Origin of the sequence: Stenotrophomonas sp. AS012628, assembly GCF_010608305.1 — a bacterium.
In the GTDB taxonomy this organism is placed as follows: domain Bacteria; phylum Pseudomonadota; class Gammaproteobacteria; order Xanthomonadales; family Xanthomonadaceae; genus Stenotrophomonas; species Stenotrophomonas geniculata.
On the sequence record NZ_VMBJ01000007.1, the window covers coordinates 74,386 to 100,565 of the forward strand.

General features: G+C 65.6%; 18 protein-coding genes and 1 riboswitch. Of the genes, 7 read left to right on the forward strand and 11 right to left on the reverse strand.

Annotated features, from left to right (window positions below; translation table 11 throughout):
* Positions 1-199 precede the first annotated feature (199 nt).
* Entirely contained in the window at positions 200-3,160 is a 2,961-nt protein-coding gene (locus G5A07_RS05505; protein ID WP_191862982.1) for an autotransporter outer membrane beta-barrel domain-containing protein, read from the reverse strand.
* 359 nt (positions 3,161-3,519) lie between these two features.
* Positions 3,520-6,735 (reverse strand): autotransporter outer membrane beta-barrel domain-containing protein, encoded by a 3,216-nt coding sequence (locus G5A07_RS05510; protein ID WP_191862983.1) that lies wholly within the window; start codon positions 6,733-6,735, stop codon positions 3,520-3,522.
* A gap of 349 nt (positions 6,736-7,084) precedes the next feature.
* Here G5A07_RS05510 and G5A07_RS05515 point away from each other — a divergent pair, with 349 nt between their 5' ends.
* Both G5A07_RS05515 and G5A07_RS05520 read left to right on the forward strand, forming a co-directional pair.
* Positions 7,085-9,475: an autotransporter outer membrane beta-barrel domain-containing protein gene (locus G5A07_RS05515; RefSeq protein WP_191862984.1), complete on the forward strand. Its 2,391-nt coding sequence runs from the start codon at positions 7,085-7,087 to the stop codon at positions 9,473-9,475.
* A 539-nt stretch (positions 9,476-10,014) separates the two neighbouring features.
* Positions 10,015-10,428 carry a hypothetical protein gene (locus tag G5A07_RS05520; RefSeq protein ID WP_191862985.1) on the forward strand — a complete coding sequence of 138 codons (414 nt, stop codon included), beginning with the start codon at positions 10,015-10,017 and terminating at the stop codon, positions 10,426-10,428.
* A gap of 110 nt (positions 10,429-10,538) precedes the next feature.
* On the opposite strand, the gene G5A07_RS22435 is transcribed toward G5A07_RS05520, so the two are convergent.
* The 4 genes from G5A07_RS22435 to G5A07_RS22440 form a co-directional block, all read right to left on the reverse strand.
* Positions 10,539-11,417 carry a fimbrial protein gene (locus G5A07_RS22435; RefSeq protein WP_262405846.1) on the reverse strand — a complete coding sequence of 293 codons (879 nt, stop codon included), beginning with the start codon at positions 11,415-11,417 and terminating at the stop codon, positions 10,539-10,541.
* 110 nt (positions 11,418-11,527) lie between these two features.
* Positions 11,528-12,037 carry a fimbrial protein gene (locus G5A07_RS05530; RefSeq protein ID WP_191862986.1) on the reverse strand — a complete coding sequence of 170 codons (510 nt, stop codon included), beginning with the start codon at positions 12,035-12,037 and terminating at the stop codon, positions 11,528-11,530.
* A 38-nt stretch (positions 12,038-12,075) separates the two neighbouring features.
* Positions 12,076-14,592 carry a fimbria/pilus outer membrane usher protein gene (locus tag G5A07_RS05535; RefSeq protein WP_191862987.1) on the reverse strand — a complete coding sequence of 839 codons (2,517 nt, stop codon included), beginning with the start codon at positions 14,590-14,592 and terminating at the stop codon, positions 12,076-12,078.
* Positions 14,589-15,581: a fimbrial protein gene (locus G5A07_RS22440; RefSeq protein WP_237707026.1), complete on the reverse strand. Its 993-nt coding sequence runs from the start codon at positions 15,579-15,581 to the stop codon at positions 14,589-14,591. Before G5A07_RS22440 ends, G5A07_RS05535 begins: the two co-directional genes overlap by 4 nt.
* A gap of 202 nt (positions 15,582-15,783) precedes the next feature.
* Here G5A07_RS22440 and G5A07_RS05545 point away from each other — a divergent pair, with 202 nt between their 5' ends.
* The 3 genes from G5A07_RS05545 (at position 15,784) to G5A07_RS05555 (ending at position 20,172) form a co-directional block, all read left to right on the forward strand.
* On the forward strand, positions 15,784-16,296 hold the full coding sequence (locus tag G5A07_RS05545; protein WP_191862988.1) for a fimbrial protein: 513 nt from the start codon (positions 15,784-15,786) through the stop codon (positions 16,294-16,296).
* 60 nt (positions 16,297-16,356) lie between these two features.
* Complete coding sequence (locus G5A07_RS05550; RefSeq protein ID WP_191862989.1) at positions 16,357-17,079, forward strand: fimbria/pilus periplasmic chaperone; 723 nt, start codon at positions 16,357-16,359, stop codon at positions 17,077-17,079.
* A gap of 99 nt (positions 17,080-17,178) precedes the next feature.
* Positions 17,179-20,172, forward strand: a complete 2,994-nt coding sequence (locus G5A07_RS05555; RefSeq protein WP_191862990.1) for an ATP-binding protein — start codon at positions 17,179-17,181, stop codon at positions 20,170-20,172.
* A gap of 9 nt (positions 20,173-20,181) precedes the next feature.
* Here G5A07_RS05555 and thiL read toward each other — a convergent pair whose 3' ends face one another.
* The 5 genes from thiL to G5A07_RS05580 form a co-directional block, all read right to left on the reverse strand.
* Entirely contained in the window at positions 20,182-21,147 is a 966-nt protein-coding gene (thiL, locus tag G5A07_RS05560) for a thiamine-phosphate kinase (protein WP_191862991.1), read from the reverse strand.
* A gap of 130 nt (positions 21,148-21,277) precedes the next feature.
* Positions 21,278-21,757, reverse strand: a complete 480-nt coding sequence (gene nusB, locus G5A07_RS05565) for a transcription antitermination factor NusB (RefSeq protein WP_005408062.1) — start codon at positions 21,755-21,757, stop codon at positions 21,278-21,280.
* Entirely contained in the window at positions 21,754-22,221 is a 468-nt protein-coding gene (gene ribH, locus G5A07_RS05570) for a 6,7-dimethyl-8-ribityllumazine synthase (protein WP_010481977.1), read from the reverse strand. The genes nusB and ribH overlap by 4 nt, the downstream gene beginning before the upstream one ends.
* 160 nt (positions 22,222-22,381) lie before the next feature.
* A complete protein-coding gene (ribB, locus tag G5A07_RS05575) occupies positions 22,382-23,482 on the reverse strand; it encodes a 3,4-dihydroxy-2-butanone-4-phosphate synthase (RefSeq protein ID WP_049453398.1) in 1,101 nt (366 codons plus the stop codon).
* Complete coding sequence (locus tag G5A07_RS05580; protein ID WP_191862992.1) at positions 23,479-24,105, reverse strand: riboflavin synthase; 627 nt, start codon at positions 24,103-24,105, stop codon at positions 23,479-23,481. The genes ribB and G5A07_RS05580 overlap by 4 nt, the downstream gene beginning before the upstream one ends.
* 74 nt (positions 24,106-24,179) lie before the next feature.
* Positions 24,180-24,325: riboswitch (FMN riboswitch) on the reverse strand.
* 188 nt (positions 24,326-24,513) lie between these two features.
* Here G5A07_RS05580 and G5A07_RS05585 point away from each other — a divergent pair.
* Positions 24,514-25,134, forward strand: coding sequence for a hypothetical protein (locus G5A07_RS05585; protein ID WP_010481980.1), 621 nt, complete (start codon positions 24,514-24,516; stop codon positions 25,132-25,134).
* 152 nt (positions 25,135-25,286) lie between these two features.
* Complete coding sequence (locus tag G5A07_RS05590) at positions 25,287-26,171, forward strand: hypothetical protein (protein WP_191862993.1); 885 nt, start codon at positions 25,287-25,289, stop codon at positions 26,169-26,171.
* Positions 26,172-26,180 lie beyond the last annotated feature (9 nt).

Below are 26,180 nucleotides of genomic sequence, written 5' to 3' on the forward strand. Positions count from 1 at the left end.
CCGGGCATGAACCGGCGCTACCAAGGCGTGCAGCTGTAGAGCCGAGCCCACGCTCGGCTGCTCTTCGTTCAGATCACGATGCACCCGCACTTCGCGCGGTGAGCCGAGCATGGGCTCGGCTCTACAAAGGTCCGCGTGCCGAAACGGTTGGGGTCGGATCCCATTGCCAAGCAATGGGCTCCGACCCCGACACGCCCGCTTACCAGGCCATGCGCGCGCCCACCTGGCCACCCACGTTGCGGTAGCCGTGCTCACCCCGCTGTACGCTCAGCCCGCCCCATGCGTTCCAACGCTGGCCCAGCTTAAGCTCGGCACCGGCCTGCACTTCATAACGATTGCGCGGCACATCCGCGCCCAGCGTGTCATCGTTGAACTGCAACGTGCTGGTGCCGCTGCCGCGCAGCCAGTTCATGCCCAGGTACGGCTGCACGGTGTTGCCGGCCGCAGTGCCATGACCGAACACACGCATGCCCAGGCGCCCACTCAGGCCACCGGCATCGGCGTGGTCGATCACCGTGCCATTGCTCTCCACGTGGCGATCGGCGCGGAAATCGACATAGCTCAGCTGTAGCTGCGGCTGCACATACAGCGCGCTGGCGTTGCCCTGCCACACGTTGAAGGTGTAGCCGGTCTCCAGCGACGCACTGGTCATGCGCGAATCGTAGTGCTCCGGCTCCAGGCCGATGCCCTGCACCCGGTTATCGAAACGGCCGTGCTGCAGGTTCGCATCCATGTACGCACCCTGCGTACCGTCAGCCGCCTGCAACCAGGTGCCGTACACACCCACCGCGCTGCCGCGCACCCGACCCTTGGCGCTGTAGCCGGTCAGATCGGACACTGCACTGCTGTCAGCACGCCCCGTGCCCAGCATCACGCCGAACGCTGCATTGCCTCGGCGAACCAGATCACTGCCGATCTGCAGCACCGAGGTGTTGCCATCAATCGACAGCTGACCACCGACCGCGCTGAAGTCCGCCTGCTGACGGCCCACGCGCGCCCACGCGGCACGGCCTTCATCCAGCGAAACGGCACCGATGCGGTCGTTCAGGCGATGGGAAAACATGTTGATGGCTGCCGACTGGTTGGCCAGGTACGCCCCGGCTTCGGGACGCAGCACCGGCACCGGGTCCACCGGATCCACGGGGTCCACCGGATCCACGGGGTCCACCGGATCCACGGGGTCCACGGGGTCCACCGGATCGATGGGGTCAACCGGATCAACCGGGTCCACCACACAGCCCGGCGCGGCCGGATTGTCCTTGCAGACATCAAACCATTGCGAACGCAGATACCAGTTGCCATCGGTGGGATCAGTCACGCCCCCCTTGAACAGGAAGTACTCATAGGAGCCGCCCACGGCGCGGCCGGCCAGCGCATAGGTTGCCAGCGATGCACCGTCCACTTCGATCAGCTGGATGCCATCGGTGGTCTGAGCGCCAACGCCGCCAATGTTCTTCACCGCAATGCTTGCATCGCCCGAAGTATCGCCACGCACATGCAGGCGATCAAAGGCGCTGTCGTCACCGCCCAAGGCGCCCTGGAACAGGAACGTGGCGCCTTCGCTGTGCAGGTCGCCCTCCACGGTGAGCGTGTTGAAGCGGCCACTGCCGTCAGACAACGCCACGCCGCTGTTGCGCACATCCAGCTCGCCCACCGTGGCGTCGCCGGTCAGTGTCCACTGGCTGCCGCCTTCAATCGCCATCGTCCGCACCAGGTCGGAAGACCCCTGCCACAGCGATCCGTCAGCCAGGCGCACGTGTACATCGGACTGCGGCACCAGACCGGCATCCTCGTCTTCGGGCGTGATGACGATATCGCCGACCATCTGCGAGCCCCCCTGGACGACCACGTCGAAGCGACCGGCCACCGCCGCATCCAGCGCGATGGCGATGCCGTTGCCACCGGATACGTAGGCGTTGTTGGACAGCGTCAAACCAGGGTCACGGCTGCTGCGTACCCAGACACCGCCATGCTGGGCGCTCACCAGCGAACTACCATCGATGCCCAGGCTGCCGTTGTCATTGATGACGGCGGCCCATGCGCCCTCACCCTCGGTACGGACATCGGTCCCGGTCAACGTCATCGCACCGGTGCCACCGGCCAGCACACCGTAGGCCTCGCGCCCCTCGGTGCGGATGATGCTGTCGTCCAGGTGGATGCTGCCGCCCTTGCGTGCCACGGCGCCAATGGCCCCGACGCCAGACGTAACAACCTGGGTCGCACGTGCGCTGATGGTCGGATCGATACCGATACCAGTGAAGTCGGCATACAACCCATGGCTGCTCTCGCCCGACGTGGTCACATTCACACTGTCTAGATCCACCGTACCGGTTCGCACATCGATGCCGACAGCGCGATCACCCTCGCTGATGACGGAACTGCGTGCCATCGCCAACGTTGAATCGGAGAACATCTTGACGGTTCCCGTCCCATCGCCGGTGCTATGGAAGCTGGAGTCCACCACAGTGACTGCGTTGCCGCGGCCATTGATGTCCAGCGCGATGCCGCTGGCCCTCACGGTGCTTCCCGCAAGGTCGAGCTGGTTGTTATCGGCCAGCCAGATGCCGGACGCACCCTCAATCTCAACGCCGGTCAGGCTCATGTTCGCTCCGGTGGCCGACACCGCCCGGCTCCCCAGCCCCATTGCCGAGATCGAGCCGCCGGTCATCGTGATGTCACCGCCGCCGGAGAGACCCACTGACGACACCCCCTCCATGCGGATGTTCACGTCCTGCAGCGTGGCCTGGCTCCCGGTATGGGCCACAACGCCCATGCCGGTACCCTTGTTGATCACGTCGGTCGCCGTCAGATTCAGTTCACCGCCCGTCGTCGCCAGTGCCGTGGTGGCACCGAAGCCGGTGGTGACCAAGGTCGAACCGTTCAGTTCGATACGACTACCAGCGCCTTCGGCACGGGCCGCGGATGCACCATCGCCATCCGTACTCACGTTGACCGCACCCAACGGCACGATGCTGCCGCCATTCAGCGCATGGAACGCATGATTGCCCACTCCGGTTGCACTGTAATCGCCCGCTGCCGGGATTTGCGCGTCACCGTCCGCAATGACCTGCTGTGCGTGTGCCTTGATGGGAATGCCAACGGCGAGTGTAGCCGTCAGTGCGAGGGCCAGCGCCGAGTGTTGGATCTGATGGGATCGCATATTGAGGTCTCCTTTTGTCGAGACCGGCATGGTGGATGTCGCGTTGAACGCCCACCATTCAATTAGTTGCAATGTCAGATGCGACATTCCGACGCATATGCGACATTAATTTTCGTGAAGAAGATACTTCTTGAGCTTGAAGCTTGACTAAGTGATCCACTTTCTCGCGACACTTTTGGAGGTGCGCATGTTTTTGAGCCTCGAAGCTTGAAACCACTATCCAGTGGCGGGTTGGTCGAAAATGTTGATATGCGGGCCCAAAGTGTGGCGCCGCCAACCACAGGCACCGTCCTTCTCAAACAATGGGAGTCAGAGCCCATTGCTTGCGCAAATGGGATCCGACCCCGCTGCACGCCCGCTTACCAGGCCATGCGCACGCCCACCTGGCCACCCACGTTGCGGTAGCCATGGTCACCGCGCTGAACACTCAGCCCGCCCCATGCGCCCCAGCGCTGGCCCAGCTTCAACTCAGCACCGGCCTGCATTTCATAGCGATTGCGCGGCACATCCGCGCCCAGCGTGTCATCGTTGAACTGCAACGTGCTGGTACCGCTGCCGCGCAGCCAGTTCACGCCCAGGTACGGCTGTACGGTGTTGCCACCCGCAATGCCATGGCCGAACACGCGCACGCCCAGGCGCCCGCTCAGGCCACCTGCATCCGCATGGTCGACAACCGTGCCATTGCTCTCCACGTGGCGATCCGCACGGTAGTCCGCATACGTCAGCTGCAGCTGCGGCTGCACGTAGAACGAACTGCCAGCACCCTGCCGCACATTGAAGGTATGGCCCATCTCCAGTGACGCAGTGGCCACACGCGCATCATAGTGCTCCGGCTCCAGGCCGATACCCTGCACACGGTTGTCGAAGCGGCCAAACTGCATGGCTGCGTCCACGTAGGCACCGCCGGTTCCTTCTGCATCCTGCAGCCAGGTGCCGTACACGCCCAACGCAGTGCCACGCACACGCCCCTTGGCGCTGTAGCCGGTCAGCTCGGATAGCACACTGCTGTCAGCGCGCCCGTTGCCCAGCATCACACCGAACGCGGCGTTGCCACGACGCAGCAGATCACTGCCGATCTGCAGCACCGAGGTGTTGCCATCCACCGACAGCTGCCCCCCCACCGCAGTGAAGTCCGCATTGCTACGACCCACGCGTGCCCAGGCAGTGCGCTCACCCGTGAGGGTGCCGGTGCGATCATGCATACGATGCGCGAACATGTTCACCGCGGCCGACTGGTTCGCCAGATAGGCACCGGCTTCCGGGCGCAGTACCGGCGGCGGCCGGATCGGATCCACGATGCCGCCACCGTCCTCGCCCTCGCCACCTTCAATCGGGTCCGGACCCGGGCCCGGGTTCACCACGCACCCCGGCGCACCCGGGTCGTCCTCGCAGACATCGAACCACTGCGAGCGCAGGTACCAATGGCCATCGGTGGGATCTGCCACGCCGCCCTGGAACAGGAAGTACTCGTACGAACCACCCACGGCACGCCCGGTCAGCGCATAGCTGGCCAGCGATGCGCCGTCCACTTCGATCAGCTGGATGCCATCAACGGTGGGGGCACCCACACCGCCGATGTTCCTCACCGCAATCAAGGCATCACCGGAGGTATCACCGCGCACGTGCAGGCGGTCGATGGCCGAATCATCGCCGGCCAGCGCGCCCTGGAACAGGAACGTGGCGCCTTCACTGTGCAGGTCGCCGTCCACGGTAAGCGTGTTGAAGCGGCCGCTGCCGTCGGACAGTGCCAGCGCGCTGTCGCGCACCTGCAGATCACCCACCATGGCATCGCCGGTCAACGTCCATTGGCTGCCGCTTTCAAGCGCAAGCGTCTGCACCAGATTGGAAGACCCCTGCCACAGCGCGCCATCCGCCAGGCGCACGTGTACATCGGACTGCGGCGCCAGTCCGGCGTCTTCGTCCTCGGGCGTGATGACGATATCGCCGTGCAGCTGAGAGCCCCCTTCCAGCGCCACGTCGAAGCGGCCGGCCACGGCAGCATCCAGCGCCAGGCCGATGCCATTGCCACCAGACACCACCACGCCGTTACTCAACGTCAGCGCCGGATCGCGGCTGCTGCGCAACCAGATGCCACCGTGCTGCGCACTCACCAGCGAGCCGCCGTCGATGCTCATCTGGCCGTTGTCGTTGATCACCGCCGCCCAGGCACCTTCACCTTCGGTGCGCACGTGGGTATTGGCCAGCGTCATTTCGCCCACGCCACCGGAGAGCACACCATTCGCGCCCTCACCGGTGGTCAGCACGGTGCTGTCCACCAGATCGATGCTGCCGCCCTTTCGCGCAACAGCCCCTATCGCGTTGTTGCCGGTGGTGCTCAGCAACGAGCCACGGACATCGAAGCGGGGGCGCACCGCGCCGCTGAGTTCCGCGTACAGCGCATGGCTGGACGCGCCCGTGGTGTGGACCTCCGCGCCGTCCAGCGTCACCGCACCGCCGCGATTGTCGATGCCAACCCGATTGTCACCTTCGCTACGGACCACACTGCGCAGGAGTTCCAACGTTGCCGAGTCGTAAACTGCAATCGTGGCCGCCCCTCCATCGCCCAGCAGTTCGGATCCCTCGACATGGGCGGTCGTCCCCAGCCCTGAGAGCCGCAGCGCCCCGTTCGCCGCATGCACACGACTGCCCGTCAACTCCAGCCGCGCACCACCAATCGCGCTGATGCCATAGTCACCGCGAACATCCACCGATTCCAGTCGCATGCTCCCACCGTGGGCTTCGACGGCCGTGCTCCCTGCTGCAACTGCGGTAACGGAACCTCCAAGCAAGGCGACGTCGCCGCCACCTGCCAGACCGGTCCCCAAGCCCTGCACCGTGATGTGCACATTGCGCAGCTCGCCGGTACTGCCTGCGTGGATGGCGACGCCAAGACCTGCACCCTCATGGACAACCTGTGTGTCCTGCAGGTGCAGGGCGGCGCCCGAGTTGGCCAGGGCAACGTAGTTCCCCGCGCCGCGGCTGACCAGGGTGCTCTCTGCGATCCGTGCCGTACTGCCCGCACCACTGACCATCACCGCGTTGGCATTGCTTCCTTCCACGGTGATCGCACCGCCGCCCAACTCCAGAACACCGCCGCCACTGACCATCACGCCGTGCGCGCCATTGCCACGGGTGAGAATGTCTGCGTGGCCAACGCTGGCACCGGAACCCACAACGTTCATGCCGTGACTGGCTGAACCCTGTGTCTCGATGCTGACCCTGGCGATCTGGATCGAACCGTCAGTGCCGGAAATGGACACGCCTGCTGCATTGTCGCCACGGGTGGCGATGGTTGCATCGGCAACGTACAGGCTGCTGCCGGTGCCTTCCACGCGGATGCCAGCGGCCCCATTACCCTCGGTTGCCAGCACGACCGCATCGTTGGCCGCGATGCGGCCGCCGTTGAGTACATGGAACGCGTGCGCGTCGACCCCAGTGGTGGAATAGCTGCCGCCAGCGGGATTCTCATTTGTGCCATCAGCCACCACCTGCTGAGCCTGGACGGCAGGTGAGACGAACAGCGCACCCGCCAGGGCGATTGCGAGGGGATGGTGATGCGGGGAAGCAGTGCGCATTCGAGGTCTCCGGGAGGTGGCCGACATGCTCGCGGCGCGACCAACGCGCCGCCATCGAATCCGTTGCAATCACGGCTGCGTCCGAATGTCGCAGATCGCTGGGCCCCATATCCGCGCCTTAACGGCTCCCATAGCGGATTAGCCCGCCAAGCGCGCTTTGCAACTAATTGCATGGGAACCCTCCTGCGGCGAGAGGACACTCGCGGCCATTCCAGACACGCACATTCGCAAACAACCGCCCACCTCACACTTTCTTCACGAGTTGCAGGCTTATACGTCACCCCGCTGAACAGGGGTTTCCGGTTGTCATGCAGTGTCCCGCTCGTTTCTCTCTGCAAAGGACAAGACCATGCACCTTCATCCTGCCCGTCCCCTGTCGCTGTGCCCGTTGGCCCGCAGCCTGCTGCTGGCGCTTTCCACGCTCTCCACTGGCGTCGCATTGGCGGGCGATCTCGATGGCCAGTCTGCCGAGGTCGTCGCAGGTGATCCGGTGGAAGCCTGGACGCTGAAGAATGGGTCCACGCTGGCCGGTCGCGATGCGGCAATGAATGAGATCTCCGCCGAGGATACGTCGACCATCACACTCGAGGGTGGCACCGTGACGTCGGTCAGCAAGTCTGCAGCGGTAACGCTCGCGGGCAACGCCACGTTGACGACGGTCGGCACTCATTTTCGCGGTGGTGGCATTGCACTGAATGGTGACGCTGTAGCTCGAATGACGGGCGGCTCCATCATCGTGGCCGCTGCCGATCTGGCGCCCCAGAGTCTCGCGGTGGGTGTCGACCTGCGCAGCCTGCCCAGCGGCTCAGGAAACCGCAACCCGCTTGCTGTACTTGATGCCATGCAGGTCCGCGTAGAGGACAATCCTGGCACGGCCGCCGCCTACAACAGCGGCCTGGGCGTTCGCCTGCAGTTCGGCACGATGGATATCCTCAACGGCTCCCATGTGACCGGCGCCAACGTGGGCGCGATGCTGTGGGCCGAGCTCAATCCGGCGGGTGCGGTGACGCTCAACGTTGATGACTCCACGCTGGTATCCCAGCGCAGCGCGGCCATCCAGGTCATGCCGTTGGAAGACAACGACTACAACATCACGATCCGCAACGACGCCAAGCTGTCGGGCGCTGATGGCAACCTGCTGCTTGTCAGGAGTGAATTCGGCCCTCTCGCTGCGCGCACCGACGTCAACTTCACCGTTGATGATTCCCGGCTGGCCGGCAACGTGACCTTCGACCCGACCACGGTCACCAATGGCACGCTGGACGTGATCCTGCGCAACAAAGCCCAGATCGACGGCCGCTTCATCAACGTCACCAGCGCCACCATCGATACCGACAGCGCCTGGCTGATGACCGGCGACAGCAACGTCGGCCACCTCACCTTGGGCGCGGGCGGTACCGTGGCGCTGGGCAATGGCAGCAGCTTCAACACGCTCAGCCTGGACGAGTTCACTGGCAACGGCGGCACCCTGCTGTTCAACACCCAGCTGGGTGACGACACCTCGCTGACCGACAAGCTGGTGATTGCTGGCGATGCCAATGGCCAGGCCAATGTGCGCGTGCTCAATGCCGGCGGTGCCGGTGCCAAGACCGATCGCGGCATCGAGCTGATCGATATCGGCGGCACCTCCAACGCGCAGTTCGATCTGGTCGGCCGCGCTGTGGGCGGTCAGTACGAGTACTTCCTGGTGAAGGATGCCAACGGCAACTGGTACCTGCGCTCGGAGCTGGCAACCACGCCGGACCCGTGCCTGGCTGACCCGTCGCTGCCGCAGTGCAAGCCGATCATTGATCCGGTTGACCCCATTGACCCGATCAACCCGATCCCGGTGCTACGCCCGGAAACCGGCGCGTATCTGGCCAACCAGTTCGCGCTGGACCAGATGCTGCGCCACAGCTATCGCGACCGCCAGGGCGGCGCCGCGGCGGCGGATGGCATCCGTGGCTGGGCCCGAGTGGACGCCACCCAGAGCAAGCTGGGTGCGGTGGATGACCAGCTCGACCTGCGCGTGGACCGCTCGCGCCTGCAGCTGGGTGCGGACATCGGCGTATTCGATGACGGCCGTGGCCGCGTTGGCGTGATGGGCACCGCTGCACGCAGCAGCGCCACCTCGCGTTCGGACGTGACCGGTTTCAGTGCACGCGGCAAGGTGGAAGGTGGTGCACTGGGCGTGTACGGCAGCTGGGCCAACGATGCGATGTACGTGGATGCCAGCGTGCAGCGCGGCCAGTTCCGCAACCGCGTGCAGGGCGAGGGCCTGGCCGAAGAACGTTACGACTCGGATATCTGGCAGTCGTCCGTGGAAGCCGGTTACCGCTTCGGCATCGGCCAGATCGGCAACACCGCGCTGAGCCTGCAGCCGGAACTGCAGCTCGTCTACACCGATGCGAAGACCGACGTGCATACCGAAACCAACGGCACCGTGGTGCGTGCAGCAGGCAACAACGGCCTGTCCGGCCGTGCTGGCCTGCGCCTGCAGGGTGAATCGCGCTCGGCAGCGGGTGCCTTGGTCAGCCCGTATCTGGCGGCCAACTGGTACCGCGATGGCGCCGGTAATGGCATCGCATTCGACGATGAAGTGCTGAAGGCTGGCATTCCGCGTAACCGCTATGAGCTGAGTGCCGGGGCGCGCGTGGAATTCCGTTCCGGCTTCAGTGCCTGGGGTGGGTTTGGGGTGATGCGTGGTGACAGTGGGTACCGCGAAGCAACTGCCAACCTGTCTGTGGCGTACAGCTGGTAATGAAACAAGAACGGCGCCGGAGCAATCCGGCGCCGTTCCACTGTGCACGATGCGCTTTCTGTAGAGCCGAGCCCACGCTTGGCTACTCTCCGGTCAGATCACGAAGAACGCCGCGCTTCGCGCGGTGAGCCGAGCATAGGCTCGGCTCTACAGGGAATCCGTGCGAACTCTGACGCAATCGCCTCACTCCGCATGACCACGCAACGCGTGCATGCAGATTGCAATAATTTTGAATTTGAAAATTATCTGATTGGTGCAGCGGCACTTCCGTGCACATCATGGATCGCCACCGACAACGGGTGGCATGGGCTTGCAATCCCGTTGGACTATCGCGTTGTTTACGCTTGCCTGTCGGCGTCGCTCTCTCCTTGTTGGGCGGCGTCGGCAGGCAATCCGTCCGCGCCTTATGGCGGGCGGTGCGTGGGGGCCTTGTGCCCGCCGGCTAACACGCGTTGGTCCCCGGTATTGCAACCACGCACCGTCCGCCGCCCTCACCCAGCGCGAGGGCGGCCCTTTGCCATCAGCACAAGGATGCCGCCATGACTTCTTCGCTCTATCCCTATCTGTTCGCCACACTGGGTGATGCCGTTGAACGCCTGCCGGATGACCTGGCCAAAGCGCTGGAAACCACGCTGGGCAGCACGATGGGCGCCCACGCCGACGAGGGCATTACCCTGCTCGGCTGCCAGCAGCGCATTCGCCACGTGGAGGCCGCCGACGGGCGAGCGTGGCCCTGGAAAACCCGCACCCAGGGTCATGGCATCGCGATGGCACGCCTCGACCGCGCCAACGCCGGGCTGACGCTGCTGCTGGAACTACTGCATGCCATCGAACGTGTGCGCGTAGACGGCGATGAGGGTCAGCAGGTGGGCGATGACGTGCGTGAGGGACTGCTGCTGGCCTGCCGCGGGCTGGCCGAGCATGTGGATGTGCAGTTGCGGGAAGCCGTGTAGCGCCGAGCCATGCTCGGCTGCTCTTCGTCATGGCCTCTGGAATGCCGGCGAGCCATGCATGCAGCCGAGCATGCGGTTCGGTGCTGCAGCCGCAGATCAGCCGCCTTCCCTTACCAGTAGTCCACGTTCAATACCGCCTCGCCCCTGATCAAGCCAGGCTGCAACGCATCACCAGTGCGGAAGTAGCGCGCAGTGAATGCATGGTCGTGCACACCGCCAGTGCCGGGATCGAAATCCCATTGCTGCCCAAACTGGACTTCACTGCCATTGCGCAACATCTGCACCCGCACGCCCTTCGCGTCTGATCCGGCGCTTGGGGTGAGCAGACTGCCCGTGTTGGACGCATCTGCTGCATCCGACAGCATCATTCTTGCTCGCGGCGCATCAACCCCGCAGTTCATGCGGAGTGCCACGACTTTCTCCTTCGCAGTACTTCCCGGCGTGGTCAGTTCGGCAACCTGCACATCCTGCAGCGTCTCAGCCGCATCATCCAGAGGGCAGGTCGTGGCAGGAAAGACCATCTTCAGATAAAGCGGAAACGTGCCACTGACGGATGGGTAAGCACCCGCATTGACATGCATGCTCCCTCCACCAATCTCAAACGATCGCAATCGACGGTCGTCCGACCGTGTGAAGAAGGCAACGCCCGAATTGAATTGCACGTTCGCCGGCAGGGTTCCCGTGGATGTCCTGACGATTGGCATTGCCGCCCCCACCTCCAGCGGTGTGAGCGGCGGATACAGGGGTAGGGCCTGGATCCAGTAGAAAATGATCAGTGGCGAGTCGGGTGCCGCTTCGTAGGCAGGAAATGTCTCTCCTTGCCAGTAGATGGTTCCTGCGGGGCGCAATCCCGGGAATTCGACGCGCACGTCCATCGCAAGGTCTTCATCCGGCACAGTACAACCGCGGATGTGGTGGATGGCGACCTCTTTTGCAATCTCCTGGCCGGGCCATGATGGATAGGTTTGATGCACGCTGTCGTGGTTCATCGCCCGGTACTCAGACGATGTGCAGGCCCGGGCAGTCCCGGCGCCTGCAACCATCAGCGCGACTCCTCCTGCAAGCACGCCGAGGCCTCTTTTAGCTGATCTGTTCCGCATCACTCGTAATCCGCCGTCACCACGATTTCAGCCTGCACGGCACCTGCGCTCACCCCTGCCACAGCCGGCAGGTAGTAGCCGGCTCGCAGTGGGTAGCTGGCTGTCGCACCACTCACCACCACCTCTATGCCGGTGTCACCGTTCTTCAGATACGTGTTTCCTGTGGAACCGGCCAGCAATGCGACCGATACGCCATCGGCCGCATCAGTGGCGGCGGTGTTCTTCCAGCGATCGGCATCGCCATCGGCTGCAGTACCGGCGAAGGACAGCGTGGCCTTGCCCACGCCCACACAGCCAGTGAAGTCCAAGGTGCCAGCTTTGAGCTTGTTGTCGCCCTGCACCAGTTCATCGGCCTTGATCGGGTCCAAGTCAATAGCAGGCGCCGCCAGGGTGCAGGTACCCGGCAGCACACGGCCGGTGATTGTCAGTGTGGCCTGGTCAGCGAATGCGGCCGAAGCACTCAGGCATAGCGCGGCGGCGGTTGCCAGCTGAAGGAAGGAACGGGACATGCGGAAGCTCCTGTGAGCGATGAAAGGGACAACGGGAATTACGGGGCCGTGTTCTCGACCGCTTCTGGCGTGGCCACCTGCAGACCCTCCGGCGGCAACGGCTGCGGCACGCACACGGCCTGGCTCCACGACAACCCGTACGCGTCCGGCGCCTCGGGCATGCGGTAGTCGATGCGGCAGCGCCGCTTGCCATCGGGATCGACGATCAACGCGCCGCTGTCCTGCGCACCGCGCAGCTGGATCACCCCGCCCTGCCCCACCGCGCCGACCGGCGCGCCGTCTTCGCTCTGCACCACCGCCGCAAACGGCAGCGACTGACCCAGGGCATCGGTGGCGTCGATGAACAGCGTGCGCTCGCGGCGCACCTGGAACGGCACGCGCACGATGCCACCGGCGGTGGGCGCCACACGTTGCGAGGTCTGCAGCAGCTCCACCTCGATCGGCAGGCCGGACGGATCCAGGTCAATGGTGTTCCAGCGATAGGGGCTGATGTGCGGCAGCAGCGCGTAGCCATTGCGCGCTACGCGCAGGTCAGTGCTGCTGCCGATGCGCGCGCCCTGCGCACCCGGCGCCTGCACCAGTACGAAGCCGTCGCCCACGGGAGCGCCCAGGTTCAGGCCACCGCTGTGCAGCGCCACGCTGCCCGATGCGCCAAGCGACAGGCTGCGGTAGTCGCCACTGCGGCTGTAGCCAGCATTGAGATTGCCACGGCTGCCTTGCCACGCGGCATAAGCACTATGGCTGTTCTGTCCATTGCCTTGTGAGCCGGACAGGCTGTAGCTCAGCGCACGTGACTCACCCAGGCTGCCGGTGATGCCCAGCTGCGACTGCCTGCCACTATCGGCGTGGCTGAGCTGGGTGCTGGCACGCGGTGCGTTGGCGCTACGGCCCAGCGGCACGCTGAGGGTGAATGCATAGCGGGTGTCCTGGCGGCCATCGCCCACGCGGAAGCGCAGCGCGGACACACCGTAGTTGACCCGCCCCAGCGTGCTCTGGAAGCCCACCTGGAAATCGTTGCGGCGTCGGGCGCTGTCCCAGTAAGACACATGGCCGCCGCTGAGATACAGGTTGCTGCGCTGGCCGACCTTCTGCGAGAAGTTCACCTGGTAGCGCTGGCGGGCGCGCTGGCCGTAACCCCAGTCGTCGCTCTGCGCGCGTGCCACATCGTTGAGGCTGAGGAAGCCGCGCGTACTGTAGCGATACGCGGCCAGGCCGAAGTTGGTACCGGTGCGCGCCACGTAACGTTGGTAATTCACGCGGAAGCTGTTGCCGGTGGCGGTGTCGTTGCCGCGCAGGCGGGCGCGCGAATGGGTGACATCGGCACCGAATGCACCGATGGCCGTGTTGACCGCAGCACCGGCGAGCAGGGCGCGATAGTCCTCACCCAGCTGCGCGCCACCCAGCACGGTAAGCCGGTTGTTCAGGCCGCGCGCGTAGGTGCCCTCGGTGAAGCGCAGCGCCTGCAGCGTGTTGCCGGTGTCGCGCAGCTCGCCGGCGGTGACTGCGAAGCGCGACGACCCAGCGCGCAGCGCCTGCGGTACAGCGGAGAAGTTGACGCTGAAGCGTTGCACGCGGCCATCGGCTTCGGTAACGCTGACGTCCAGATCGCCGCCGAAGTTGGTGGGATACAGATCCTCGATGGTGAACGGGCCCGGCGCCACATTGCTTTCGTGAATGATGCTGCCGTTCTGGCGGATGGTGACCACCGCATTGCCTTCGGCAATGCCCTGCACCACCGGCGCATAGCCGCGCAGCGAATCGGGCAGCATGCGTTCGTCGCTGGCCACGCGCACGCCGGTAAACGGCACGCTTTCGAACAGCTCGCCACCGGTGTTGCCCTGGCCCAGCAGCAGCTGGCTGTTCCAGCGCGGAATGTCGCGCTGTAGATGGCTGCTGATGACCTCGTGGCGGGTGCCTTGGCTGCCATGGGTGAACGACGCGCGGTGGCGCAGGCGCCATGCGCCCAGGTTCAGGCCCGCCTGAAGGCCGAGGTAGCTGCTGTCGCTGCCCTGGCTGCGGTAGTGGTTGGCGCTGTAGTCGATGAAGGCGGCGGTGATGCCGTCGTCGCGCAGTTCCGGTGCCACGAAGCCACGCGCGGCGATGGCCTGGGCCGCTTGCGGAATACTCAGGGACAACTGCAACTCGCCGCTGTCAAAGGTGGTACTGGCACCCTCCACCAGCGCGGGCAGATCCACACAGGTGTTCTCTTCGGACGGCAGGGCCTCAAGAAACGCAGGCTTCAATGGCAACCCGCGTACCAGCATCGGAGAAAGGCATGGCACCGCGATCTGCGGGTCGTCCTGGATGACAAAGCGGATGTCCTGGCTGCGCAGGAACTGGCCGTTCACATGCACGTCCACCGCGTAATCGCCAGCCGGCAACGGATTGCCGTTGGCGTATCGCGCCATGTCGATGGCTTCGCCGCCGATCAGGAAGCCTTCGCTGAACTCAACCGGCGCAGCGGCGGCATCGAACGCCAGCCCCGTCGACAACACCGCACCGATGGCAGTGCAGAGCGAACGCGTGGCGGCACGGGCATGGCCAACGGCCATCATCGGTAGTCGGCGGTCAGCACCGCCTCGCCTTTGACGTCGCCGGGCACCAGCGGATCGGCTGTACGCAGATAGCGCGCACTGAACGGGATGGCCTGCTGGCCCTTGCTGGACCAGCCATGCGACCACGCCTGGCCGAACTGCACTGGCTGGCCACCGCGTAGCAGCTGCACCTGCACGCCGCCGGCGGTGGTGCCGGGGGCAGGTGCGAGCTGGCCGTTGCTGCTGCCAGGATCATTGGCATCGGCCAACGACAGCTGCACGTCGATGTTATCCATCGGGCAGTTCATCGCGACGTCGAAGCTGGATTCCTTCGCGTTGCTGCCGCTGGCGGCGAGTTCGTTGGCGAGAACGTCGTCGAGGGTGTGGGAGGCGTTGGCGAGGGTGCAGGTAAGAAGCGGGATATTCAGTTCCAGCGTAAAGGAATGTCGGAAGCGATTCCCGGGGTCGTTTTCCGACCAGACCTCGATTGTTCCCAGATGCGTACGCGGCACACGCTCCATTGCGCCACCACGAAAGAAGACACGCATCTGCACAAAGTGGTCGATTGTTCGAGAAGCGGGCAGAACCGCAGCCACATGTCGATTGACCTGCCCGTTGTGCAACGCGACTCCCGAACCCAAACCCGATTGGAGCGGCAGGGCGTGACTGAAGATGAGGAGAGGCGAACGTTCACTTACCTGATAGGCGGGGTAGACCCTCCCGTCCGAGACGATGTCTCGCACATAGGTCAAGCCTGGAAGTGTCATTTCCACCAGAAACACCATCTGCCCCTGGGGACAGTCGAACGAATCGGTGATTGAGCTTCCCGTGCCAGCAAAGTAGCGATCAGGAAAGTCGACATTGGGCATCGAACGCGATATTTCTTCGTCACGATCTTCGAAACTCAGTCTCTGGCAGGCCGATGCATCGGCAACGACCGCTGCATGTAGGCCCGCAAATGCGAGAGCAAGCGCATACGGCATGACCCCGTGAGCCCGCGAGATATTCATGAAGGTTGCTTTGAAAGCCAATCGAGGCCGCGCAGTCTAGGCAGCGGCACTGTCACTTCCTATCGGATTTATTGCAGTTCGCGAACGTCAACGCGCTTTTGCAACTTGTTGCATTCCGCGGCCTGGCGCGCGCATCGAAACTGGTCGCACTGGCTGCCGTGGGCGGCCACCGCGTGCCTCCATTCCACTACAGAGAACTGTCATGCCACTCACACTCCGCCTCCTGTCGCTTTCCGCCCTCGCGGTCGCCGCGCCGTCGGTGTCAGCCGAGACGCTGGAAATCACCGGCGAACTGATGACCTCCACCTGCTCGGTGGGCTCCACCGGTGGCACCATCACCGTACCGATGGGCAAGGTCGATCTGGCCTCGGTCAACGCCAGCACCCGTGCCGGCCAGAAGAACTTCACCATCGCCCTGGACTGCTCGGGTTCGGGTGCATCACAGGATGTAGGTGTGCGCTTCGGCGGCACGCCCGATGGCAGCACCGGCAACCTGGCACTGACCGCGGCGTCTTCTGCAGCCAATGTTGGCGTGGCCCTGTACGACGCTGCGGGCAACCAGCAGAAGATCGGTGAGGACCCGGCCGTGTGGGTGACCATCGCCGCCGGTGGCAGCGGCCAGCTGGACTACAGCGCGTGGTACGCCTCACCGGCGCAGAACGCGCAGGCAGGCACCGCCAATGCCTCGGGCGACTTCGTGGTGCTCTACAAGTAATCCGCTTCCGGCAGGCCAGCGCCACGCTGCGCTGGCCTGCACCCTTGAATGAGGTTGACCATGAAACTCCGCGCCAGGACGTGGAAATGCGCGCTGCTGGCCGTGTCGGTAGCGCTGCCGGCATCGGCCGCGGTGACACTGCAGGGCACGCGCATCGTTCACGACGCCAGCAAGGGTCGCGACGTAACGGTCAGGGCGAGCAACGTGGGTGAACTGCCGGCGATGACCCAGGTGTGGATCGATGACGGCGACAGCCAGTCGCGCCCGGAGAGCGTACGCACGCCGTTCCGGCTGACACCCGCCGAGCCGCGACTGCTACAACCGAAGCAGGGCCAGGCATATCGCGTCACCTACGCACCGCGCCCGTCGGAGTCACCGCTGCCAACCGATCGCGAATCGGTGTTCTATTTCAACCTGCTGGACATTCCGCCCAAGCCCAGCGATGCCAGTGGCAAGAACCTGCTGCAGTTCGCGGTGCGTACGCGGGTGAAGCTGTTTCATCGACCCGCCGGGCTGCCGGGCAATGCACGCGACGCAGCAGCCACGCTGCAGTGGACTGCCGATGGTGATGCGCTGCAGGTACGCAACCCGAGCGCGTACCACGTGTCGTTGAGTTCATTGACGCTGGCCGATGGCCGCCGCGTGGACGTGGATATGATCGCGCCGGGGGCACAGGTACGCTATGCGCTGCCGAAAGGTGCAGCGATGCCCGCAACGGTGGCGTTCAAATGGCTGGATGATTACGGCACGCCCCGTGAGGCCGAGGCGCGCGTTGATCGGTAAACGTAGATCGGGCTTCCGCAGTGCTCCGGCAATGACTTGCACTGAGGGTGGCATACGCGTCACGCTGCACGCCACAGCCTCACAACCCAGGTTCGCACCATGGCGTCACCCCCGGGCTCCGTGCTTGCCACCCTGCAAGGCCTGCAGCGCCGGCTGCTGTTCGGCGGCGGTGCCATCTTGACCCTGCTTCTCCTGGCCGCCGGCTGCGCGGCGCTGTGGCTGCGGCTGGAAACGGTGCACCTCAACGAGCGCGAGGCGCTGCAGCGCGGCCAGCAGACGGTGGATCGCTACATTGGCGAGCGCAGGCGGGCCTACGTGGCCAGCTTGAACACCAACGCCATGCTGTGGGCTACCCAGCAAACCGCACTGGTGGCCGGTGGCCTGCCTGTTGCTGCCCGCTTTTCAGCACAGGATGGCCAGGCCGGCGTGGTGGCCCCCGGCGCCCTGTCCGTCCCTTGGCTGGCGCTGTCCCCGCGCGAGGGCCGTCTTCCGCCACAGGTGGAGGCGGCGTACCTGGGCATGGTGCAGACCTATTCGGCGTACATGGCCGCCACCGTAGCGGCGCAGGATTCGCCCACTTCCTTGATCTCCTTCGCCTTCGAACCGGAAGGGCGCCTGTTTGCGATCGCCGGGCTGCATGATGAAGCGCAGCTGCTGCAACTCATGAAGGTGCCTACCCGTGAACAGGCACTGGCCGCGCTGGCACAGACCGCCGATGCCGGCTGGCAGTCAGCGGGGGCGGAGTCCGAGCTTCAACTGGCCAGCGGCCAGCTGCGCGCCTACTTCGGCCGCAATCCGTTCACCGGCGAGGATGCACTGGTCACCCAGATGCGCCTGCGCAGCAATGGCGTCCCCTTCATCAACCGGCTGACGTTTGAACCGCTTCAAGGCCTGCGCGAGCGGTTGGAGGAGGCCAGCCCGGGGATGTGGGTGGTGCTGGACCGGCAGGGAAACGATGTTCTGCGCAGCGCTGCGGACGCTGCGATTTCCGGGCGTGCGCTGCGCGCCGCGCCATCGCCCCGGCCTATGCTATTGGCACTGCCTGCCGGCCGTGCCTTCGTGATGTCCGCACCCTTGCAGGGCATCGACTGGACGCTGCTGCGGCTCTACCGCTGGACCGACATCTGGGCGGCGCAGCGGACCTATCTGCTCGGCGGTGGGCTGGCCCTGGCCGCCCTGCTGGCCGCACTGTGGACGCTGTTGCTGCTGGTGGACCGGCGCGTGCTGCGGCCGGCGCTGGAAGAAGCCGCACGGGTGCATGAAAGCGAAGCGTTGAGCCGCACCTTGATCGAAACGTCGCCGGTCGGCCTGTGCCTGCTCGACCAGCAGAGCGGGCAGGTGATCCTGCACAACCAGGCACTGCAGCAGCTGATCGGCGACACCACCGGCAACCTGTTGGACGCACTGGTCGGCCGCCTGGTGCAACGCGTTGACGGCCAGGTACACGGGCAGCTGTTCGAGGCGCCGTCCGCGGATGAGCACGGTCCATCGCGCTACCTGCAATCCATCGTGGCCGCCGCGCGCTACCAGCGGCGGGCGATCTGGGTCTGCGCGGTGACCGATGTGACCGCACAGACGGAAACCCAGCAGCGTCTGCTGGATGCACGGCGTCATGCCGAACAGGCCCAGCACGATGCCGAGGCTGCGGACCAGGCCAAGACGGCCTTCGTGGCGATGATCAGCCATGAAATCCGCACCCCTTTGAGCGGCGTGCTCGGCCATCTTGAACTGCTTGCCCGCCAGACCATGCCGGCGGCGGCGCACGCGCATGTCGCGCGCGCGCGCAGCGCCGCCGATGTGCTGCAGGGGCTGGTGAACGACACCCTCGACCTTTCCCGTATCGAAGCCGGGCTGATGACGCTGGAACCGTCGCCTTTCGATCCGCGTGCGCTGCTGCAGCAGACTGCGACACTGTTCGAACCACAGGCTGCCGCGAAGGGCCTGCGCCTGGAGCTGCACACCGGCGATGCGCTGGGGCCAGCCTACGTGGCGGACGCAGGCCGTGTGGCGCAGGTGATCAACAACCTGGTGGGCAACGCGGTGAAGTTCACGGCATCGGGAACGGTGGCGGTCAGCGTTGATGCCTCGCTGCGGTCCGATGGCACCGAGTGGCTGCACGTGGAGGTGCGCGATACCGGCCCGGGCATCGATGCCGAAGCACAGGCCGTGTTGTTCAAACCGTTCGTGCAGGTCGGTGCCGGCTCGGCACGGCAGCACGGCGGCAGCGGCCTGGGGCTGGCCTTGTGCCAACGCTTCGCCGAACTGCTCGGCGGCACCCTCGGCGTGCGCAGCACCCCGGGCACCGGCAGCGTTTTCCGCCTGGACATTCCAGCACGCCGGACCACCGCCGTGGCAGGCACGCCGCCACGGCCAGCGCCTGTAGAGCGCGCGCATTCCCCGCGTGGCCACGCCTTGCTGGTGGATGACAGCGTGATCAGCCGTGACGTGACGCTGGGGCAACTGCATGCGCTGGGTTGGCAGGTCACCCTCGCGGCCGACGGCGAGGAGGCGTGGCACCGCTGGCGCGGGGGCCGGTTCGACATCGTGCTGACTGATCTGAACATGCCGCACCTGGACGGATACGGGCTGGCCCGGAAACTGCGTGCGGATGACCCCTCCATCCCCATCGTCGCACTCACCGCCAATGCGATGCCCGAGGACGCGCAGCGCGTACGCGAGGCCGGTATGTCCACACTGCTGCTGAAGCCGCTCGATCTGCCGTCGCTGCAGGCCGCGCTGCATGGATTCGACCTCGATCGCTCGGCACAGCCACCCTTACCTCCGGTGGTGAGCGAGGCGGTTCAGCGGCAGATGCGCGAGGCGTTCCTGCAGACCGCGCATCGCGACTACGCGGCGCTGACCCAGGCGCTGGACAGTGCCGACGCACCGGCCATGATCGATCAGCTGCACAGCTTCGCCGGCGCGCTGGTATTTCTGGGAGAAGCCCAGGCAGCGCGCAGCTGCCAACAGGCCGAGCAGGCCTTGCGTAGCACCGGTGTGACAGATGCGACGTCGAAGGCGATCGTCATTGAGGCTATCGCGTTGATCGCGGCGAGCATCGAACGTCAGGTTGCCGCGCAGCAGCAGGCATGACCTGCGTGCTCAGCCGGCGAAGTGCTCGTACCCGCTGGGGCCGTCGTGGCCTTCGGTGTGCACGCCCTGCCCTTCCATGATGCGGCCGATGCGGGTGATCGGCAGATCCAGCGATTCGGCAACGAAGTGCAACGCGTCGCGCTGGTCGGCGGCGGCGGTGAAGCACAGTTCGTAATCGTCGCCGCCGTGCAGCGCGCACTCACGGGCAACATCGCGGCCCAGCAGTTCGCGCAGCGCCGCTGACATCGGCAACGCATCGGCATCGACTTCGGCGCGCACGCCGCTGCGGGCAGCAATGTGGCCAAGGTCGGCCAGCAACCCATCGGAGATATCCACGGCCGCATGCGCGAATGCACGCAGGCGCAGGCCGAGGGTGACGCGCGGGGTCGGCCGCAGCAGGCGCAGGCGCAGGCTTTCGTAATCGGCCAGCAGCGTGGCGGTGGCCACGTTCAGCGCACCCTGCTGCCATAGCCGCAGCGCACCGGCAGCGTCGCCGAGGGTGCCGCTGACCCAGATGTCATCGCCAATCTGTGCGCGATCACGACGCAGCGCCTGGCCGCGCGACACCTGCCCCATCGCAGTGACCGACAGCGACAGCGGGCCACGCGTGGTGTCGCCACCAATCAGGGCGATGTCGTGCTGGTCGGCCAGTGCGAAGAAACCGTCGGCGAAGGCCTCGATCCAGTCTTCGCTGGCTTCCGGCAACGACAGCGCCAGCGTGCACCACGCCGGGCGCGCGCCCATCGCGGCGAGGTCGGACAGGTTGACGGCCAGCGTCTTCCAGCCGATATCGAACGCCGGCGTTTCGGCCGGGAAGTGCACGCCGCTGTTGAGCGTATCGGCGGTGACCACCAGCTGTTCGTTCGGGCGTGGCTGCAGCAGTGCGGCGTCGTCGCCAATACCGAGCACGATGTCGTCGCGCTCGGCGGTGCGGGCGCGGATGCGGTCGATGAGGGCGAATTCAGCCAGGGACATGGGGCGTTCCCGTGGGGGTGGCGGCGATATCGGGCATCGGTGCCAACCAAGGTTGGCACCCACCAGAAGCGGAGTCAGGGCCGGCATCGACCCAGCAGGTCACGGCCCGTCCAGGACGAGCAGAACCGGGTCAGTGACCCGATTCGACCTTGCGCCATTCCACGGCGGCACGATCCAGCACGCCGTTGACGTAGGTGTGGCCGTGTTCGGAACCGAAGCGCTTGGCCGATTCGATGGCTTCGTTGATCACTACGCGGTACGGCACATCCAGGCGGTAGCGCAGCTCGTAGGCGGCCAGGCGCAGCACCGCGCGTTCGATCGCGTCCACTTCTTCGATGCCGCGGTCCAGGTACGGGCCGAGCGCTTCGTCGATGTCGCGGCGGTTGTCGAGCACGCCGTGCAGCAGTGCCTCGAAGTACGCCAGATCGGCGATTTCGCGGGCCTGCTCGTGAGCGAACTGGGCGATCAGCGACTGTGCGTTGCCGCCGGAGATCTGCCAGGCGTAGATGGCCTGCACGGCACGACGGCGGGCGCGCGAGCGCAGCACCGGATCGACGCCATCGCGGCGGACGGGTTTACCGGAGGGCTTGCCCTGGGTGTTCTTGTTCATGGCAGCTGCTCCAGAAGATTGACCATTTCCAATGCGGCGAGTGCGACTTCCTCGCCCTTGTTGCCGTGGCTGCCGCCTGCGCGGGCCTCGGCGTCTTCAACGCGTTCCACCGCCAGCACGCCGTTCAGCACCGGCACGCCGAAGTCCAGCTGCACGCGCATCAGGCCTTCGGCGCAGCGGTCGGCCACGTGTTCGTAGTGGCGGGTATCGCCACGGATCACGCAGCCCAGGGTGAGGATGGCGGCGTGTTCATGGGCCGCGGCCAGGCGCGCGGCCACCAGCGGCAGCTCCCAGGCACCCGGCACGCGGATCACGTCGATGTTGGCTTCGGTGATGCCGTTGCCGGCCAGGCTCTGGCGGGCGCCAGCGACCAGCGTATCGGTGATGCGGGCGTTCCAGCGGCTGGCCAGGATGGCGAAGCGCGCCGATTCGGGAGTGCGAAGATCGCCTTCGTAGTGGCTCATATGCGGCTTGGGGGACTCGATAAGGGGGTAATTCTAGCGTGGATGGGCCCCGGCCGTGGCTGGCGGGGGCCTGGGGAACCCGCCGGGCATGGCCCGGCGCTACCGGATTAGGGGGCGCCGGGGTAGCGCCGGGCCATGCCCGGCGAGCGCAGCGGGCGCGTTACGGGGTAACCGTCTCCACCACTTCCAGGCCGTACCCGGCCAGGCCGATCTGGCGGCGCGGGGTGCCCAGCACGCGCAGCTTGCCCAGGCCCAGGTCGGACAGGATCTGCGCGCCGGCACCGTTGCGGCGCCACTGGCTCACGTCCTTGTCCTTGCCCGGCACCACCGGCGCCGGCTGCTGGCGCAGGCGGGCCAGCAGGGCCTCGCCATCACGCGGGGCTTGCAGCACCACCATCACGCCACTGCCTTCAGCATCGATCGCACGCAGGGCATCGGTGGCGGCCACGCCGAAGTCATCACGGCGCCAGTGCAGCAGGTCGGCCAGCGGATTTTCCACCTGCACCCGCACCAGGGTGGGGGTGTCGGCATCCGGCGTGCCACGGACCAGGGCGAAATGCAGGTCGTGGGCGATGCGGTCGCGGTAGGTAACCAGCTTGAACGGGCCGAATTCGGTGTCGATCTCGCGCTCGTCCACGCGTTCGACGGTCTTTTCGGTGGCCAGGCGGTAGGCGATCAGGTCGGCGATGGAGCCCATCTTCAGGCCGTGCTCGCGGGCGAACACTTCCAGTTCCGGGCGGCGCGCCATGCTGCCATCCGGGTTCAGGATCTCCACCAGCACGCCGGCCGGTTCCAGCCCGGCCAGCATGGCCATGTCCACGGCGGCTTCGGTGTGGCCGGCGCGGGTCAGCACGCCACCCGGCTGAGCGATCAGCGGGAAGATGTGGCCAGGCTGGTGCAGGTCCGACGGTTTGGCGTTGGGTTTCACCGCAGTGCGGATGGTGTGGGCGCGGTCGTGCGCCGAGATACCGGTGGTGACGCCCTCGGCGGCTTCGATACTGACCGTGAAGTTGGTCTGGAACTGCGCGGTATTGGCCTGCACCATCGGCGCCAGGCCGAGATCGGCGGCGCGGGTGCGGTTCAACGGCAGGCAGACCAGGCCACGGCCATGGGTGACCATGAAGTTGATGTCGCTGGCCTTGACCAGCTCGGCGGCCATGATCAGGTCGCCTTCGTTCTCGCGGTCTTCGTCATCGACGATGACCACCATGCGGCCCAGGCGGATGTCTTCCAGGATGTCCGGAATCGGGGCGAAATTCATGCGACATCTCCCTGTGGGTGCTGACCGTTGGCCGGCACACTGATCAGGCGCTCCACATACCGGGCGACCAGATCGATTTCAAGATTGACCGCGCTGCCCACGCCTGCGGCGGAGAAGGCGGTGTTGGCGACGGTGTGCGGAATGAGGGCGACTTCGAAGCCTTCATCGTCCACTTCGTTGACGGTGAGGCTGACGCCGTCCACGCAGATCGAGCCCTTCTTGGCGATGTAGCGGCGCAGCGCGGCCGGCGCGGCGAAACGCCAGCGCTGGGCACGCGCGTCTTCGTGGATGGACAGCACCTGGCCGAGGCCGTCCACGTGGCCGCTGACCAGATGGCCGCCCAGGCGGTCGGTCGGGCGCATGGCACGTTCGAGATTGATGACCGCCCCTTCGCCCAGCTGGCCCAGCGTGGTCAGGCCCAGGGTCTCGGTGGAGGCATCGGCCTGGAAGCTGCTGGCGTCGAATGCGATGACGGTGAGGCAGACGCCGTTGATGGCAATGCTCTCGCCCATCTGCACGTTGTCGAACGGCAGATTCCCGACATTGAAGGTGAAGCGGACATCGCCGCCGATGGATTCGCGTGCGGCCAGACGGCCGACGCCTTCGATGATTCCAGTAAACAAGAAACGTTCTCCGCGAAAAGTGAGCGAAAAACGCCGCAAGGCAAACAGGCACGCGCAGGGCATGAGCCCTGTGGCACCGTCTTCTTTCATCCGGACTATGACCGTCGGCTCCGGCATTGGACCGGATCTGCTGACCCCCGGCCGTGGGCCGGGGCGCTCGCGGGCTCGTGCTTGCGCACCTACCGCCGGTGGGGAATTGCACCCCGCCCTGAAGACGTTTGTGTACCGGCGAACCGGCGTGGCTAGTGTACCAGCCCGGGCTGAACGGGGTCGGATGCCACAGCTGTGACGGCCGTCGCTCGCAATTTGTAAAACTTTCATTAAAATTCCACCCCGGACGACATGAGGTCGCCACGGGCAGCCCGCTGGGGCAGGCCCGCCAAAGGACTGAAATTCACAGGAATTCCCATGCGCAAGATGCTGATCGTGGCCGCCCTGCTGGCCGCCGCCCCGCTCTCGGCTTCGGCCGACGCCCTGAGCTACACCTACGTCGAAGGCGGTTGGACGCAGGTCAAGGTTGACGACAACGCACTGGACGACCCGAAGGTCGACGGCGGCTACCTGCGTGGCTCCGTGGCCATCGCCGAACAGGTCTACGTGTTCGGTGGCTGGTCGCGCACCAGCAAGACCTACCATTACAGCGACGGCTCGCTGAAGCTGGAACTGAATCAGCCGGAGCTGGGCATCGGCTACCACATGCCGTGGACCGACCGCCTGGACTTCACCGCCGATATCGCCTGGGTGCGCCAGAGCGCTGAACTGACCGACCGTTACGACGGCTACAGCGACCGCTACAAGGACCACACCAACCTGGGCCGCGCCACCCTGGGCATCCGCGGCAAGCCGTCGCGCATGACCGAAGCCTGGGCCAAGGCCGGCTACATGGACGGCGGCAACAACTTCAAGGGCACCTGGGTCGGCACCGTCGGCGGCCAGATCAACTTCACCAGGACCTGGGGTCTGGTGGGCGAGATCTCCGGCTACCGTGACGTCACCCAGTACTCGGCCGGCGTGCGCGCCAGCTTCTGATCCAACGATCGCTCCTCGTCGTGCGATCGAACGGGCCCCGCAAGGGGCCCGTTTTTTTGGCCGGGGTACACCGCCATGTGACCTCTGGCCGCCATCGAAAGTAGCGCTGGATGCGCTAGGCTTGCGCGCCTCTGGAACAGGAAAACACCGTCATGAAGACCCCCACCCGTACACTTCTGGCCAGCGTGCTGCTGTGCGCCCCGCTGATTGCCAGCGCTGCACCGGCCCAGCTGACGCCCGAGCAGGCCTTCGACCTGTACGCACGCGTGCTGCTGGAAGACGACGCGGCCGCCACGCGCACGCTCAACGACGCACTGAAGCCGGCCTTCGAAGGCCAGGACGCCGTGACCCCCAACCCGGGTGCGCTGGCCAAGGCATTGGCCGAGCCGTGGCAGACCGTGCTGGCCAGCGCCGGTGACAAGTCCGACGCTGCGGCCACCGAAGCGCTGTATGCCAAGGCGCTGCGTGATTCGAAGTGCCGCGCGACCAAGAGCGTGGTCGAAGACAACGAATACGTTGAAGACCAGAAGCTGGCGCGGATCACCTACAGCTGCCAGCTGCCCTACCTGGGCAAGGTCCGCCCGCTGTTTGCCGCCAGTCTCGCGTCTGATGCCAGCCCGGCCGCGCGCAAGCAGTTCACCGATGCCTACACCCAGGCACTGCAGAGTGGCGTGCGCGTGCCGGTCAGCGGCACCTTCACCCTGTACCCGGCCAAGGACAACGGCTACTGGTACAGCGGTAATTTCGATGATCTGGTGGGCACCGTAGCCGGTGCGCTGGCGCCGTTCGAGGACTGGATGCAGGATGCACAGGCCGCCAGCGCGCCGAAAGTAACCGGCGTACCGGGCTGCGACCTGCTGCTGCAGCAGCACCGCGCCTGCGTGGCGAAGATCGCGCCGGAGCAGATCAGCGGCGTGGATGCGATGGCCGAGGAACTGAAGGCCAAGGCGCAGGTGCAGTCGGCCGAGGAGATGACGCAGGAGTGCAAGGCACTGCGCCCGATCGCCGAGATGATGTGGACCGACGAATGCGCGTGAGGTGGTAAG

Coding starts and splice junctions, on each gene's coding strand:
- G5A07_RS05590 (WP_191862993.1), top strand. CDS start 25,287: ATGAAGACCCCCACCCGTACACTTCTGGCCAGCGTGCTGCTGTGCGCC.
- G5A07_RS22435 (WP_262405846.1), bottom strand. CDS start 11,417: ATGAACCACGACAGCGTGCATCAAACCTATCCATCATGGCCCGGCCAG.
- G5A07_RS22440 (WP_237707026.1), bottom strand. CDS start 15,581: ATGAATATCTCGCGGGCTCACGGGGTCATGCCGTATGCGCTTGCTCTC.
- G5A07_RS05545 (WP_191862988.1), top strand. CDS start 15,784: ATGCCACTCACACTCCGCCTCCTGTCGCTTTCCGCCCTCGCGGTCGCC.
- G5A07_RS05535 (WP_191862987.1), bottom strand. CDS start 14,592: ATGATGGCCGTTGGCCATGCCCGTGCCGCCACGCGTTCGCTCTGCACT.
- G5A07_RS05520 (WP_191862985.1), top strand. CDS start 10,015: ATGACTTCTTCGCTCTATCCCTATCTGTTCGCCACACTGGGTGATGCC.
- G5A07_RS05550 (WP_191862989.1), top strand. CDS start 16,357: ATGAAACTCCGCGCCAGGACGTGGAAATGCGCGCTGCTGGCCGTGTCG.
- nusB (WP_005408062.1), bottom strand. CDS start 21,757: ATGAACAAGAACACCCAGGGCAAGCCCTCCGGTAAACCCGTCCGCCGC.
- G5A07_RS05505 (WP_191862982.1), bottom strand. CDS start 3,160: ATGCGATCCCATCAGATCCAACACTCGGCGCTGGCCCTCGCACTGACG.
- G5A07_RS05530 (WP_191862986.1), bottom strand. CDS start 12,037: ATGTCCCGTTCCTTCCTTCAGCTGGCAACCGCCGCCGCGCTATGCCTG.
- ribB (WP_049453398.1), bottom strand. CDS start 23,482: ATGAATTTCGCCCCGATTCCGGACATCCTGGAAGACATCCGCCTGGGC.
- G5A07_RS05510 (WP_191862983.1), bottom strand. CDS start 6,735: ATGCGCACTGCTTCCCCGCATCACCATCCCCTCGCAATCGCCCTGGCG.
- G5A07_RS05555 (WP_191862990.1), top strand. CDS start 17,179: ATGGCGTCACCCCCGGGCTCCGTGCTTGCCACCCTGCAAGGCCTGCAG.
- G5A07_RS05515 (WP_191862984.1), top strand. CDS start 7,085: ATGCACCTTCATCCTGCCCGTCCCCTGTCGCTGTGCCCGTTGGCCCGC.
- G5A07_RS05585 (WP_010481980.1), top strand. CDS start 24,514: ATGCGCAAGATGCTGATCGTGGCCGCCCTGCTGGCCGCCGCCCCGCTC.
- thiL (WP_191862991.1), bottom strand. CDS start 21,147: ATGTCCCTGGCTGAATTCGCCCTCATCGACCGCATCCGCGCCCGCACC.
- ribH (WP_010481977.1), bottom strand. CDS start 22,221: ATGAGCCACTACGAAGGCGATCTTCGCACTCCCGAATCGGCGCGCTTC.